Origin of the sequence: Cohnella sp. 56 (assembly GCF_037963805.1) — a bacterium.
Taxonomy (GTDB): Bacteria; Bacillota; Bacilli; order Paenibacillales; family Paenibacillaceae; genus Cohnella.
Genome location: NZ_JAZDQE010000005.1, coordinates 39,416 through 52,900 on the forward strand (window position 1 = coordinate 39,416; position 13,485 = coordinate 52,900).

Here is a 13,485-nt window from a genome sequence, read left to right on the forward strand (position 1 = left end):
AATGAAAGGAAGCTGAAGCTGCTTGAATACCGAATTGTTGTGGGGCTCGATCTTCTGGCATGCCGTACTCGTCCTGTTCCTCGTGCTGCTGAACGGCTTCTTCGTCGCAGCCGAGTTCGCGCTGGTCAAGGTGCGCCAATCTCGTCTCACGCAGCTGTCGAACGAAGGCAATGTCCGGGCGAAGTACGCGCTGAAGGTCAATCGCAAGCTCGACGTATATTTGTCGGCCACGCAGCTGGGGATCACGCTGGCCTCGCTCGGCCTCGGCTGGACGGGCGAACCGGCGATTGCCGACCTGATCGTCATTCCGCTGCTGCATCAATACGGCGTGACCAACGAGACGACGATTCATACGATCTCGTATATTATCGCCTTCAGCGTCATCACTTTTCTGCATATCGTGCTGGGTGAGCTGGCGCCCAAGTCGCTCGCCATCCAGAAGTCCGAGGGCGTGTCGCTCTGGCTGTCGATCCCGCTTCTGTTTTTTTACAGGCTGTTCCTGCCGGTCATCTGGCTGCTCAACAATGCGGCCAACCTGCTGCTGCGCATGATCGGCGTGAAGCCGGCGAGCGAGCACGACGCGGCGCATACCGAAGAGGAGATTCGCATCCTCATGAACGAGAGCGCCAAGAGCGGCATCATCGACAAAGAAGAGATGACGCTGTTCGACAACGTGTTCGAGTTCTCGGAACGAGTGGCCAGAGAGGTCATGCTGCCGCGCACGGACATGGACTGCATGTTCGCCAATGTGTCGTTCGAGGAGAATATGAAGCTGGCTTACCGGGTCAAGCATACGCGGTATCCGGTCGGCGAGGAGGACAAGGACCAGATTATCGGCTTCGTTCATATTACGGACGTCCTCACCGCCGATCCCGACGAGGAGCAGGATATTCGCGCATACTTGCGACCGATCCTGAGCGTGCCCGAGTCGATGGAGATCAGCCGCGTGCTCAAGCTGATGCAGCGCCACAAGTCGCAGCTCGCGATCGTGATCGACGAATACGGCGGCACGGCGGGCATGCTGACGGCCGAGATGATCCTCGAGGAGATCGTCGGCGAGATGCAGGACGAATTCGACGACGAGCCGCCGAGCGTGGAGATCAAGGGCGACGTCACGTCGCTGGAGGGCCGCATGCTGATCGAAGACATCAACGACATGTTCGGCATCGAGATCGAAGAAGACGAGGTCGACTCCATCGGCGGCTGGCTGTTCAAAAGCCTCGACGGCAACGTCGAGGTAGGCAGCAGGATCGTGGAGCAGGGCTACGTATTCGAGATCGCCGAATTGGAACGTCTAAGAGTCCAGCGCGTACATATCTATCGGTATAAACAATCGGATATGGCGGAGCAGACCGACCCGCCGCCGGACGGATACGAATACTAGCCGCCCGCTCGCTGCTACGATCTCGAACTTCGAAAGGTGTGAATGAATGCCGCTGCGCACAGTTTTGCTCATGGTTCTGGGGCTGGGCTTTCTTTATTTGCTCTTTACCGTAGGCGCTCCTTTCCTGCTGGCCCTCATCGTCGTCATTTTTCTCGAGCCGCTCAACCGCGTGTTCATGACCCGGCTCAAAATGAACCGGCTGGCGGCGTCGACCGTGTCCAGCACGCTGTTCACCATCGTACTGCTAGGGCTCATGGGGCTGATCGGCCTGAAAATTTTCGACGAGCTGACCTCCTTCTGGAGCAATCTGCCCGGTTATCTGAAGAACGCCAACCATTACATTCAGGATGCGTTGGAGAAGGCCAGCGCTTCTTATAACGGGTCGAACGACAAAGATCTGACCATCAACCTGGAGAGCGTCACCGACAAGCTGACCGACTGGCTGTCCGGGCTCGCAACCTCGATCTCCAAGCCGCTCGTCGGCTTTGCCGCCGGCATTCCGAGCTTCTTCGTCGTATTGATCGTATTTTTCGTCGCCGTCTACCTGTTCAGCCTGAGCCTGCCTACGATGATGAACTCGTTCCTGTCCATCTTCGCCGAGGAATCGCGGAGCCAGGTCGCACAGGTAATGGAGAATCTGCGCAAGTCGATCTTCGGTTTCCTGCGTGCCCAATTCGTGCTCAGTCTGATGACGTACGTCATCTCCTTCGTCGGACTGCTCATTATCGGGACGGGGTATCCGCTGGCGATCGCGCTTCTCATCGTCGCCGTCGACATCCTCCCGATTCTGGGGACGGGCTCGGTGCTGGTGCCTTGGGCAGCGTATATGATTCTGACTGGGGACACGTTCACGGGCGTGGGGCTCATCATCCTGTTCCTCGTCATTACCGTCGTCCGCCGGATCGTGGAGCCCAAGGTGCTCGGCGACGCGGTCGGCATCGGCGCGCTGCCTGCGCTGATCAGCCTGTACGTCGGCTTCGAGCTGGTCGGGATCATCGGCGTGTTCCTCGGACCCGTCGTCGTCATCGTGTACATGGCCGCCCGCAAGGTCGGATTGATTAATCTGAAGATCAAGCTGTAGCAGCACCGTCTTAAGCCGCACGAACGATTACTGACCGAAGCCTCCGCCGCTCACCCGGCGCGAGGCTTTTTTTGCGGACAAGCGCATCCATATTTATCCATAAGCGATGTTCAGATTGCGCGCACGGGCGCATAGGCTATATCAGTTCGCCGTACGGTCACGCCGAAGGAGGAATTCGCGTGTATGACAACCAGTGGAGGGAGTGGCGCCCTTATGCCAGCCCCGACGATCCGTGTCCGCCCGTTGCGGTCAAGCGGTATATCGTGCCGCCCAATCAGTATATTTATTTTCAGCCGTCCGGCCTGCCCCAATTCCCTCTGGACGAAGCGCTGTTAAAAGGAACGCTGTGGCCTGCGCTGTACAGTCCGTATACGTCGCGCTGCAACCGCAAAGGAGGCTGATCGCATTGGCGGACAGAGATGACGGCTTGAGCCGAAGCGGCGAGTCGGCGTATGCCCAGCATCCGCCCATGCGCGGAGGCGAGGCCTACAAGCGGGATCTGCTGGAAATTCAGAGAGTCGACTTCGCGCTGGTCGAGCTGACGCTCTTCCTCGATACGCATCCCGCCGACATGCAGGCGCTGCAGCAGTTCAACCAGCTCGCTCAGATACGCCGGCAGCTGATGGCTTCGTTCGAGCAGCAGTACGGGCCGCAGATGGGATTCGGCAACAGCTTCAGCCGCTATCCCTGGCAGTGGAACGATACGCCTTGGCCTTGGCAAGTGTAGGAGAGGGGGCGCGATATGTGGGTTTATGAGAAAAAGCTGCAGTATCCCGTCAAAGTCGGCAAATGCGATATTCGGATGGCCAGGTACTTGTCCGAGCAATACGGCGGCGCGGACGGTGAGCTCTCCGCTGCGCTGCGATACCTGAACCAGCGGTATTCGATTCCCGACAAGGTCATCGGGTTGCTGACGGATATCGGCACCGAGGAATTTGCCCACCTTGAGATGATTGCCACGATGATCTACAAGCTGACCAAGGACGCGTCGGTCGAGCAGCTCGAGGCGGCCGGTCTCGGACCGCACTTCGCCAACCACGACGGCGCGCTGTTTTACGAGAATGCCGGCGGCGTGCCTTGGACGGCTACCTACATAGCGGCCAAGGGAGATCCGCTGGCCGATTTGTATGAAGATATCGCTGCGGAGGAAAAAGCGCGGGCGACGTATCAGTGGCTGATCGATATGACCGATGACGTCGACATCCAGGACAGCCTGAAGTTTCTCCGCGAGCGCGAGATCGTGCATTCCTTGCGCTTCCGGGAGGCGGTCGAGATCATCAAGGCGGATCGGGAGCAGAAAAAAGTATATTAACCTGCGAAAACAAACGGATTGGGCCGATTGCCTTAAAAAAGGCGGTCGGTCCTATTACTATTGTCATTGTTTTATCTATTAAAAATGGTACAATTATACTAATTTAATTTGGAAATCATGTAAGGGGTGGAGCACGAATGCCATATTACTATTTTAATGAAATATGGACGCCGCTGAAGTTGATCGGGATCAGGCTGTACCGGGACGAGCAACGAGCGCTATGGATTAAGTTCTGGCATGCGAAAAAGCGTCGGCTCCGCGCCCAAACCGCAGTCAAAGACGATAGCTTCGACGAGAGGCTCTGAGGTTGCGGGAGGGGGCACGCTCCGTTATGATGTATTAAAAACATCAAGGAGTCCCCTAATATGAAACGGTACGAATTGCCAGAAGCCATGCTGTTTGACCTGGACGGGACATTGTTCCGTACGGAAACGCTGCTCGAAGAAGTGCATCGCCGCGTATTCGCGACCTTGCGCGAGGAAGGCTTGTACTTGGCGCCGGAGCCGCCGGTCGAGCGTCTCTTGGGTTCGCTCGGCATGCTGCTGGAGCATATCTGGCAGCAGGTGATGCCCGATGGCTCGCAGGCCGCCCAGGACCGGGCGAACGAGCTGCTCCTGCAATATGAGCTCGAGGAGCTGGAGAACGGCAGGGGCGACCTGTACGCAGGGGTGCCCGAGGTGCTCGGCGAGCTGAAGGCGCGGGGCGTGCGGCTATTCGTCGCCAGCAACGGACTCGAAGCGTACGTGAAGGATGTGCCGCGGCTGCGGGGCATCGGCGGGCTGTTCGAGGGCTTCTACAGCGCCGGAGAGTACGAGACGCGCTCCAAGGTCGATCTGGTAAAATTGCTGCTGGCAAACAGCGGTGTCAAGACGGCCTGGATGGTGGGCGACCGCCATTCGGACGTGGAGGCCGGTCAAGCGAACGGACTGTTCACCGTCGGCTGCGACTACGCGGGATTCCGCCGCGAGGGCGAGCTGGACGGTGCGGACGTACGTATCGCCAGCTTCGCGGAGCTGCTCGAGCTGGTCGGCTGACATGAATGAAGGGAGCAAGCGTGCGATACGCTTGCTCCCTTTGCTATGATGCCGGCGGCGGACGGTAAACTGTGCGCATCGCCTCTCGTAGTGAAGGCGATGGAGTCGATGGCGGCCGCAAGGATCGGATCGCCTCTCGTAGTGAAGGCGATGGGTCCGATGGCGGCCGCAAGGATCGGATCGCCTCTCGTAGTGAAGGCGATGGAGCCGATGGCGGCCGCAAGGATCGGATCGCCTCTCGTAGGGCAGGCGATGGCGCTAGGAATGCAGCGGCCTATCGACTCGAGAGGCACGACCCGGCCCGTGCGATCGCCGTCAGCCGCCGCTAGTCGGCCGCGCCGAACTCCGCTGGCGCGCTGCCGCTCAGCGGCGATCTCGCAGCGAAGCCGGCGCCCGCGCTGGCGGCGGGCATCCGGCTCTTGCCGGTGCGCGCCAGCCGCCGCTGGCGGTGCAGCCACAGCGCGTATTCGAGCGGCCGCGACAGCGCCGTCCGGTAGACGTCGCGCTCGCCCGCCTGGATGAACACCTCGCGCGCCGGCTTCGGATTGACCTCAAGCAGCCAGACGCGGCCGTCGCGGTCGATCGCCAGATCCAGCGCGAGCTCGCACAGCGCCCCGTAGGTGCGCTCGAGATGCCGCGCTACGCCGACGCCGAGCGTCTCCGCCGTGCGCCGGATCTGGCTGATCCGCTCTTCGCCGCCGATCCACTCGCGCAGCAGCGTCGACATCGGCACGGCTCGCCCGCCCCCGTGCAGGTTGCTCGTGATGCTGCGGGGCGGGCCGACACGGCCGGCGCAGCCGGTGACCGTCCACTCGCCTTCGCCGTTTTTCTGCACGAGCATCCGATAATCGTGCACTCGCCCGCTTGGCAGCCGGATATGAAGGCCCTGCTGCACGATATACCGGTCGCCGCGTTTGTCCCAGGATCGCAGCACTGCGGGCAGCTGGTCCTTGGGCACGCGTCTTGGCGAGACGATCCGCCGGCTGTGGTCGCGGCCCTGGACGGCATAGCTGCCGTCCTTCATTCGCTCGACCCGCAGAATGCCCCGCCCGCCGGTGCCGTTGATCGGCTTGACGTAGACCAGGGAATGCTTGCGCAGCATCGTCTGCACATCCTGGGGCGCTTCGAAAATCCGCGTAGCGGGCAGGTGAGACTCGAACGCCGGCACCTTGCTCAGCGTCCGGTATATCGTCCATTTGTTGCGCAGCGGACGGTTAAGGAACGTGAGATGGCCGTACTTCCGTCTGAAGGCGAGCAGGCGGTCGAATCTCGAGCTGCGCTGGATCCGGCAGCGGTCGTAGATCAGCTGCGGGAACCGCACCCATCTCCGTTCCCAGGTGCGGGCAGCCGAATCGTAGAACATCGCATGGATTCGGTCGTCCGATTCGTCCACGTCGTCGGGCGTGAAGACGAACACGGACAATCCGAGCTTGCGCCCGATCGCGGTCATTTTCGCATAGACCGGTTTTTCCTCCAGCGTCTTGCGGTCGTTCAGATACAGCGTCAATATGCCGAGCGTCGGCTGAGCCGCCACACTTTTCACCTCCGGTCCCGGATCAAGCCAACTTTACCTGCGTTCCTGCTGCCTCCGCCGATGGAGATAATGGCCGTACTGGAAGATGCGCTCCAGCGATTTTTTGCGAATATGCGGCTCGTCGAACTTCATCGGCTTCGAGTTGGCCTCGAAAAACCAGAGGTTGCCCTGCTCGTCGACGCCCAGATCCATCGACATCTCGAACATCCGGCTGCGCGAGGCGCGCTCGATCCGGGAAGCCAGCGTGAGTACGGCGTGGCGCGCATTGGCGAACACCTGCTGGGCCTTCTCCTGGCCGAAGACGGCGACGAGCAGCCGCTCGGGATCCTCGATGCTCCCGCCCCGCGGCACATGCGTCGTGATGCTCGACATGCCCGCCATACGCGCGCCGATGCCGGTCAGTTCCCATACGCCCTCCGCGTTTTTTTGTACGAGCGCGCGCAGGTCGAACGGGCGTCCGTTCACCTTCGCGAGCGGAATACCCCGCTGAGCGATATAGGGCTCCGATTCAGACGGAGCATTCGCCCGCACCCGGGTCCACAGCCGTCCGATCGTCGCGCAATGATACGTGCTGCTGCCTTTTTCGTCCTGTACCTGGAGACGGTACGGGAGGTTTTTCTCGGGCGAGAGCTTCACCGTCATGATGCCGACGCCGGCCTTGCCCCTGACCGGCTTCAGATAGACGAGCGGATGGCGCTTCAGCATGCCCGACAGCACACGCTGCTCGGTCAGCCGCTTCGTCTCGGGGACGTAGCCGCGCGTGCTCTTGTAGGCGCTCAGCCATTTGAACAGCGACCATTTGTTGAAAAAACGGCGGTTGAACAAAGCCATGTCCGGCTGTGAGGCGATTCGGGCCAGCTTCTTGCGCACCCAAGGCAGCCTCTCGTCCTCGCGCTGCGGGATGCGGTTGTACACGATCGTGGGGCGGGGGAACCACGACTTGATCCAGACATCCTTCGCGGCGTTATAAGTGAAGCCTTGCACGCGCGGCGCGTCGAGCTTCAGATGGCGGACGGTCGCCACATAGGCGAGAAAGCCCTGATCCTCGCCGGTCTTCAGCAAGTCGGCGAAGTTCTGGCGGTTGCCTCTGAACAGCTGCAGGTCGTCGTCGATCGTCAAGATCGCGAGTACCGGCCGCTCCTGCGCCTGCACGATCGCGTCTGTAGGAGCGCGCGCGAGCAGGGCCGGATCGGCAGCGGCTTTTCGTAGCATCAGGACTCATCCTTCCTGCGGAATTTGCTGAGGTAGAGACAGTGGTCGAGAATATATTCGAGCGACGCCTTGCCCTGATCCTTGAGCGCGGGATGCTTGAAGATCGACCGGCCCGGCTTCGCATTCGCCTCGAACATCCAGATCTCGCCGTCCTTGTCGATGCCGATGTCGAGGCCGAGCTCGCCGAGCGTGTGGCTGTAATTGCGCTCGATCGCCTCGGACAGCTTGACGGCCGCGTTTTTGGCATCCTGCAGCACCGTGGACGCGCGGTCGCCGAACGTGCGGCTGAGCGCCTGCTCGGGCGTCATCAGCTGTCCGCCGTTTTTGACATGGGTCGTCACGCTGCCCCGTCCCGCCTTCTTGGCGCCGATGCCCGCCACGACCCAGCGGTTGCTGCCGTCCTTGTGCATATGGAACCGGAAGTCGATCGGGCAGTGGTCGATCTCGATCAGCCGAATTCCCTGCTGGACGACGTAGCCGGACAGGCGCGCGCCGTGGCGGGATCTCAGCATCTTCATCAGACCCGGGAAGTTCGTGAACCGCAGCAGCACATTGCTCGTGCCTCTGCGATACCGCACGAAGTAGCCGCGCTTCGGATGGTAGGTCAGCCTGTAGATGCCCATGCCGAGACTGCCGCCCGTTGGCTTGTAGTAGAGGAAGTGATGCTTTTCGAGCATCTCCTTGATCTTGTCGGACGTCGGGTTGTTGATGGATTCCGGCAGATGGGCCAGCGCCTCCGGGTCATTGTCGAGCAGGCTGTATACGTCGGACTTGTTGAAGAAGCTCCAGTTGAAAAAGGGAATCCGCCTTCTGACGAACCGCTCGCGCAGCGAGGTGATATAGGAGCCGACCTCCGCCCGCCTGCTCGGCAGGCGATTGTACACGACGTCCGGCAGCGGTACGACACGGCGGACCCAGCCGCCGCCGCCGTCCAGGAACCAGCCGTGCACCGTCTCCTGCTGCCAATTGATGTCCCGGGGCGTGAAGGCGAAAAAATAGGCCTTCTTCTGACCGACCGCGAGCAGCTGCTTGACGAACCCGGTCCGGGGACCGAAGGGGGCGGACGGGGAGCGATTGCCGTCCGTGAGCACCCCGATGAGCGGTCCGAGCTGGATCTCGTCGCCGTCCGCGCCGGCCAGATAAACGTGGCCCGACTTCGGGATGCGGACGGATCGTCTGAGGCCCGCGGACAGATAGACGTGATGGCCTTTGCGTTTTACGGTTTTCAGGACGGCCGGCTGGACATCGCGGCCCAGCTTGACGTTAATCGTCTTGCGGCCGTCGATATTCAGCGTCTTGGCGAGCGGGCTGGACAGCCATATGACCTTCTCCGCCTGCTGCGTGAAGTGAACGTTGCACAAGGTCAAACTCATGACATACCCTCCCAGAAGATACAAGCAGGATGTAACGCGCATAGGCCAATGGATTGTTGATCGCATCCGACTTCGCATCTCCGCCGGCTTCGGCCATGGATGCTCTGCCGGGCTTCGTATTCGCTTCGAGGAACCAGATCCGGCCCGCGCGGTCGATGCCGTAGTCGAGGCCGAGCTCGGCGAAGCGGCCGTACAACTGCTCGAGGCGGGCGACGACGCTGTCGCAAGCGGCGCGCACCGACGCGAGCAGACGAGCGGCGGCGCGCTCCCCGAACAAGCCCGCCAGATAAGGCTCCGGCGGTCTGGCTACGCCGCCTCCGTGCAGATTGGCCGTCACGGATTCGGGAGCGCCCGTGCGGACCGCGACGCCCGTCAACCGCCACGTCCCGCCCCCGTCTTTCTGCATGAGCGCGCGCAGGTCAAACGGCTCGCCGCCGGCGCCCCGCAGATCGAGCAGCGGCTGCATCAGGTACGTGCGGCCGCCGATCCATTCCCGGACGATGCGGACCGCGTCTGGCCGAGGCAGCCGTCTCGGACGCAGCAGCCGCCCGGCGGTATCGCGGCCGCTCAGCGTCCAGCAGCCGTCCGCCGCTGCGGAGATCGCGAGCGCGCCCTTGCCCTGGGAGCCGCCGGACGGCTTCAGGAAGGCGCCGCCCTGCGACCTGACCCAGGCGGACAGCGAGGCGATGCCCCGGTACGCGGCCGAAGGCGGCAGCAGCGGCCGGATGTCCGGCCAGCGCGACAGCGCGCGGAGGACTGCGGTCTTGCCCGGCAGGCTCCCGTTCAACAGCTTGAAGCCGCCGCGCTCGCGCATGGCCCGCAGACCGGCCATGCTGCGCTCGCGGGCCCCGGGGCCGTCCGGCCACAGCCGGTCGTACAGCAGGGCGGGAGCCGGCACGGTCTCCTGCAGCCAGCCGCCAGCCGTCCAGCGCCAGCCTTTGACTGTGTTCGTATCCGCGTCCCAGCTCGCCGGGTCGAACGCATGCGCCTGCAGCCCATGCCGGGGCGCGGCGGCCGCGAGCCGGCGGACGTACTCCGCTTCGGCGAACGGCGCGGCCGTCCCTTTTGCCGCATATTCGCTTTTCTCGCTGACCAGAATACCCAGCGGGCGAAGCGTCGTCGGGGCGCTCCGCACACGCTCGCGCGTCAGCCGTCTGACGACGGTCCCGGTGTCTTTAGAATCCTGCAAGGTATCGCGCATATTGAATCATCATCCGCACGGAAGGGCGGATTTTCCCCTCGGTTAATGGCGTATTGTCGTTCTTGGACGGCTTCGAGTTGACCTCAAGCAGCCATACCCGCCCCGACGTGTCGAGTGCCAGATCGACGCCCAGCTCGCCGAAGTGCGCATGGATGCGCTCATCGACGCCACGCGAGATATCGAGCGCGGCCTTGTGCAGTCTTGCGGACGCGTCCTTGCGGGCGCCGGGCGCCATGTTGGATCTGGCTACGGCTTCCTTCACCGTGGACAGCGTACCGCCTCGGGCGAGATTGGAGACATAATGCTGGCCGCCGGCAGTTCTGGCCACGATGGAGGTGACGACCCATTTACCCGAAGCGTTCTTCTGCGTCAGCGCGCGGAAGTCGACCGGTCTGCCGCCGATCTCGATCAACGTCAGCCCCTGCTGGATCTGGTAGCGGACCGTCTTCATCTTGCCGCTGATCGCCGAGAACAGCTTCACCAGGTTCGGATACACCTGCTTCCTCGTGCCCATCGCCGTCGTGAACGAAGCCGTCCAGCCATCCTGCCCCGTGCGGCTCAGGCGGATGATACCTTTGCCGAGACTGCCCCGCACCGGCTTGAGAAAGACGGAGGCGTAGCGCGCGCACATGCTTCTGAGCGTCGTATAGCTCATCAGCGAGTGCGACTCGGGCAAATATCGCTGTACGGCGGTCTCTCCCTTGAGCGCCTCGAACACTTCGGATTTGTCCAGGAACTTCTCGTTGAACACTTGCGCTCCGTACCGCTGCTTGATCTCGCTCAGAAACTGCTGGACGCTCGACTTGTTCTCGAGCTTGCGCGAGGTCAGCCGGTTGTTGACGACATCCGGCGCAGGCAGCGTCGCCTGCTGCCAGCCGTCCTGGTACACCCAGCCCTCTACCCCGCCGCTCTTGGTTCCGATGCCGCCGGGCGTGAAGAAGTACACGAAGGCGCCTTGGCTGCGGCAGGCGGTCACCAGTTCGCGGCAGAACATCGTGATGCTGCCGAACGGCTTGTCGGGCTGGTTCGGATAGTCCCGGCTGACGAGCACGCCGATGATCGGTCCGAGCGACAAGGTACGGGAGCCTGAGCGATACTGCAGCCGCAGCGGCGTGCCCGAAGCCAGGCCCATTCGTCTCGCCAGCGCATGCCCGATGCGCAAGCCGTCGTATCTGGGGACGGAGACCACGGTGACGGATTGGCGGAGGGAACCGAATTGCAGAATAAGCTGCTGCTGGGCCGGGATTTTGGCTGCCTTCATCACCGAATCCCCCAGCATCAGGACGTCGTCGGCCATGATGCCTGAGCTTATGACCCGGACGTCGACCTTTGGGGTAGTCATGTGGACGGCTCCTTCCAACGTGCTCGCAGTCCGGCCACGAGCGGCCCCGGAGGACCGCCTCCCGGACGCAGGCGAGAATACACCATCATATGAGGACATCTATCTATGGGTGATTGGCCGTCTGCGCCTAAAAACACTATACTGGGAGTAAACGAACGCTGGGGAGGCGGGCAACATGAGAGAGGCGCTGCCCCTGTGGACCAGGCATGAGAGCGGTATCATACAGTTTAGATTGCCGCTTCCTTTTGCGCTGAAATGGGTGAATGTCTATCTTCTGCAGGACGAGGAGGGATGGACGATCGTCGATCCGGGCTTGCGGACGGACGAGGCGGAGGCGGCCTGGGAGCGGCTCGCGGCGGAGCTCGGCATCGCATGGCGGGATATCGGACGGATCGTGCTGACGCATTACCATCCGGATCATTACGGGCTGGCGGGCCTGCTTCAGGAGCGGACGGGCGCGGAAGTATATCTGTCGGAGACGGCGCATCGGTATGCACAGCGGCTGTGGGGCGAGGGAGAGACTTTTTCCGGGGAGCTGGCGGACGCCCTGCGCGAGCATGGGCTTCCCGCCACGCAGAGCGACGGCGTACGGGCCCATCTGGACAGCGTCAAGCGGCAGGTGCTCCCGCATCCGGCAAGGCTCCGTCTCCTGCGGCCGGGGGACAAGCTGGCCTTCGGCGGGGCGGATTGGGAGCTGGTCGGAGGCGAAGGGCATGCGCCTGGCCATCTCGCGTTGTACGATCGGGAGCGGCGTCTGATGCTGTGCGGGGACCAGGTGCTGCCGGACATCACGCCCAATATCGGCTGGATGCCGGGAGGGGATCCCGACCCGCTCGGCTCCTATATGGCGAGTCTGCGGGCGATGGCGGCGTACGAGGTCGACCTTGCCTATCCCGGACATCGGGAGCCGCTGGCCGCATACGGGAAAAGAGTCGAGGAGCTGATCGCCCATCACGAGCGGCGGCTCTTGAGCATGGAGGCGCTCGGCGCGGAGCTGGCAGCGGCGGATGCGGACGGGCGGTTCAGCGCATACGAGATGTGTGCCGCGCTGTTCGGCGAGCGGATCGTCGGCAATCCGCACAACCTCCGCTTCGCCATGGCCGAGACGATCGCGCATCTGGAGCGGCTGGCGGAGGAGGGGGCGCTCGAGCGGCTGGCGGAAGAGGGCGCGCCCGATCAAGGTGGGGGCGAGGATGCGCGCGGCCGGTTGGCGGGCGGGCGTGTCCCCGACCGGGAAGGTGCCCGGACAGGCACGCCGGCGACGGGCGGCGTTGCTCGCTGCCGCCGCGCGTATTATCGCCCCGCTCGCCGATAAGGGTGAGCAGCGCCCACTGTGAACGTAGATCAACAGTCGGCGGTCATGCGGGCGATCGGCGGTCAACCCGTAACCTATCGGCCAACGAAAAAGGGACGAAGCGGCATAACGAGCCGCTCCGTCCCTTTTTTCAGTCCTTCGTCGCGTCCTCGTCGCTCAGCGCTTCGATGACGGCTTCGCGCTCCGCCTGCTTGCGGTGGGCGATGCGGCTCGATGCCGAAGCGGCGATCGCGCCTACGATATCGTCGAGGAACGTGTGGACGTCCTTGCCGTTCTTTTCGTTAAGCTTCTTCAGGACGCCTGGCTTGAACTTGTCGACGTAGCCGAAGTTCGTGAGGCCGATGCTGCCGTATACGTTGACGATGCTCAGCGCCAGCACCTCGTCGCAGCCGTACAGCCCCTCGTCGTACCAGATCATGTCCTGCAGCGGCGGCAGCAGCTCGCCCTTCTCCGCGAGCATGTCGAGCTGGATGCCCGTCAGCACCGCATTTTGGACTTCGCGCTTGGACAGCACGGCTTCGACGTTGACTACGCATTCGTCCAGCGTCAATTCCGGGAAGTAATCCTTTTGCAGCAGCATGACGAGCTGGCCGATCTGCTCCTTCGTGACGCCGCGGTTGCCGAGCCATTCCATGGTCGCCTGGGCGACTTCCTTGCTATTAAGCCGGTAGTTAGCCGGGTTGGACATGGCGAACAC

The 13,485-nt window shown here is 62.5% G+C and carries 14 protein-coding genes; 8 read left to right on the plus strand and 6 right to left on the minus strand.

From position 1 onward, the window contains the following. The first annotated feature begins 22 nt into the window (after nucleotides 1-22). The 7 genes from VQ071_RS10840 to VQ071_RS10870 all read left to right on the plus strand — a co-directional run bounded on the left by VQ071_RS10840 (nucleotide 23) and on the right by VQ071_RS10870 (nucleotide 5,140). A complete protein-coding gene (locus VQ071_RS10840) occupies nucleotides 23-1,384 on the plus strand; it encodes a hemolysin family protein (RefSeq protein WP_340514020.1) in 1,362 nt (453 codons plus the stop codon). A gap of 46 nt (nucleotides 1,385-1,430) precedes the next feature. Continuing rightward, the gene (ytvI, locus tag VQ071_RS10845; RefSeq protein ID WP_340514021.1) at nucleotides 1,431-2,465 is read left to right on the plus strand and encodes a sporulation integral membrane protein YtvI; all 1,035 of its coding nucleotides are present in this window, start codon (nucleotides 1,431-1,433) and stop codon (nucleotides 2,463-2,465) included. Nucleotides 2,466-2,644: 179 nt separating this feature from the next. Further along, nucleotides 2,645-2,866: a spore coat associated protein CotJA gene (locus VQ071_RS10850; RefSeq protein ID WP_340514022.1), complete on the plus strand. Its 222-nt coding sequence runs from the start codon at nucleotides 2,645-2,647 to the stop codon at nucleotides 2,864-2,866. Nucleotides 2,867-2,934: 68 nt separating this feature from the next. Further along, the gene (locus tag VQ071_RS10855; protein WP_340514357.1) at nucleotides 2,935-3,192 is read left to right on the plus strand and encodes a spore coat protein CotJB; all 258 of its coding nucleotides are present in this window, start codon (nucleotides 2,935-2,937) and stop codon (nucleotides 3,190-3,192) included. Between the two features lie 15 nt (nucleotides 3,193-3,207). Further along, nucleotides 3,208-3,777, plus strand: coding sequence for a manganese catalase family protein (locus VQ071_RS10860; protein WP_340514023.1), 570 nt, complete (start codon nucleotides 3,208-3,210; stop codon nucleotides 3,775-3,777). A gap of 365 nt (nucleotides 3,778-4,142) precedes the next feature. Next, on the plus strand, nucleotides 4,143-4,811 hold the full coding sequence (locus tag VQ071_RS10865; RefSeq protein WP_340514024.1) for an HAD family hydrolase: 669 nt from the start codon (nucleotides 4,143-4,145) through the stop codon (nucleotides 4,809-4,811). Between the two features lie 71 nt (nucleotides 4,812-4,882). Beyond that, nucleotides 4,883-5,140 carry a hypothetical protein gene (locus VQ071_RS10870; RefSeq protein ID WP_340514025.1) on the plus strand — a complete coding sequence of 86 codons (258 nt, stop codon included), beginning with the start codon at nucleotides 4,883-4,885 and terminating at the stop codon, nucleotides 5,138-5,140. Here VQ071_RS10870 and VQ071_RS10875 read toward each other — a convergent pair. Genes VQ071_RS10875 through VQ071_RS10895 form a run of 5 tightly spaced genes read right to left on the minus strand, consistent with a single transcriptional unit; the run spans nucleotide 5,137 to nucleotide 11,473 of the window. After that, on the minus strand, nucleotides 5,137-6,345 hold the full coding sequence (locus VQ071_RS10875; protein WP_340514026.1) for a YheC/YheD family endospore coat-associated protein: 1,209 nt from the start codon (nucleotides 6,343-6,345) through the stop codon (nucleotides 5,137-5,139). The genes VQ071_RS10870 and VQ071_RS10875 overlap by 4 nt on opposite strands. Before the next feature lie 33 nt (nucleotides 6,346-6,378). After that, nucleotides 6,379-7,557 carry a YheC/YheD family endospore coat-associated protein gene (locus tag VQ071_RS10880; RefSeq protein ID WP_340514027.1) on the minus strand — a complete coding sequence of 393 codons (1,179 nt, stop codon included), beginning with the start codon at nucleotides 7,555-7,557 and terminating at the stop codon, nucleotides 6,379-6,381. Then, on the minus strand, nucleotides 7,557-8,930 hold the full coding sequence (locus VQ071_RS10885) for a YheC/YheD family endospore coat-associated protein (RefSeq protein WP_340514028.1): 1,374 nt from the start codon (nucleotides 8,928-8,930) through the stop codon (nucleotides 7,557-7,559). The genes VQ071_RS10880 and VQ071_RS10885 overlap by 1 nt, the downstream gene beginning before the upstream one ends. Continuing rightward, nucleotides 8,821-10,131 (minus strand): YheC/YheD family endospore coat-associated protein, encoded by a 1,311-nt coding sequence (locus VQ071_RS10890; protein WP_340514029.1) that lies wholly within the window; start codon nucleotides 10,129-10,131, stop codon nucleotides 8,821-8,823. Before VQ071_RS10890 ends, VQ071_RS10885 begins: the two co-directional genes overlap by 110 nt. Then, on the minus strand, nucleotides 10,106-11,473 hold the full coding sequence (locus VQ071_RS10895) for a YheC/YheD family endospore coat-associated protein (protein ID WP_340514030.1): 1,368 nt from the start codon (nucleotides 11,471-11,473) through the stop codon (nucleotides 10,106-10,108). Before VQ071_RS10895 ends, VQ071_RS10890 begins: the two co-directional genes overlap by 26 nt. Nucleotides 11,474-11,648: 175 nt before the next feature. Between VQ071_RS10895 and VQ071_RS10900 the strand changes: the two genes are divergently transcribed. Then, nucleotides 11,649-12,788 (plus strand): MBL fold metallo-hydrolase, encoded by a 1,140-nt coding sequence (locus VQ071_RS10900; protein ID WP_340514031.1) that lies wholly within the window; start codon nucleotides 11,649-11,651, stop codon nucleotides 12,786-12,788. A gap of 130 nt (nucleotides 12,789-12,918) precedes the next feature. On the opposite strand, the gene VQ071_RS10905 is transcribed toward VQ071_RS10900, so the two are convergent. Beyond that, entirely contained in the window at nucleotides 12,919-13,476 is a 558-nt protein-coding gene (locus VQ071_RS10905; protein ID WP_340514032.1) for a phosphatidylglycerophosphatase A family protein, read from the minus strand. Between the last annotated feature and the right edge of the window lie 9 nt (nucleotides 13,477-13,485).

Bases quoted from the DNA above. Each gene is read 5' to 3' on its own strand.
- VQ071_RS10885 (WP_340514028.1), bottom strand. From the start codon at position 8,930: ATGAGTTTGACCTTGTGCAACGTTCACTTCACGCAGCAGGCGGAGAAG.
- ytvI (WP_340514021.1), top strand. From the start codon at position 1,431: ATGCCGCTGCGCACAGTTTTGCTCATGGTTCTGGGGCTGGGCTTTCTT.
- VQ071_RS10880 (WP_340514027.1), bottom strand. From the start codon at position 7,557: ATGCTACGAAAAGCCGCTGCCGATCCGGCCCTGCTCGCGCGCGCTCCT.
- VQ071_RS10905 (WP_340514032.1), bottom strand. From the start codon at position 13,476: ATGTCCAACCCGGCTAACTACCGGCTTAATAGCAAGGAAGTCGCCCAG.
- VQ071_RS10860 (WP_340514023.1), top strand. From the start codon at position 3,208: ATGTGGGTTTATGAGAAAAAGCTGCAGTATCCCGTCAAAGTCGGCAAA.
- VQ071_RS10865 (WP_340514024.1), top strand. From the start codon at position 4,143: ATGAAACGGTACGAATTGCCAGAAGCCATGCTGTTTGACCTGGACGGG.
- VQ071_RS10890 (WP_340514029.1), bottom strand. From the start codon at position 10,131: ATGCGCGATACCTTGCAGGATTCTAAAGACACCGGGACCGTCGTCAGA.
- VQ071_RS10895 (WP_340514030.1), bottom strand. From the start codon at position 11,473: ATGACTACCCCAAAGGTCGACGTCCGGGTCATAAGCTCAGGCATCATG.
- VQ071_RS10855 (WP_340514357.1), top strand. From the start codon at position 2,935: ATGCGCGGAGGCGAGGCCTACAAGCGGGATCTGCTGGAAATTCAGAGA.
- VQ071_RS10900 (WP_340514031.1), top strand. From the start codon at position 11,649: ATGAGAGAGGCGCTGCCCCTGTGGACCAGGCATGAGAGCGGTATCATA.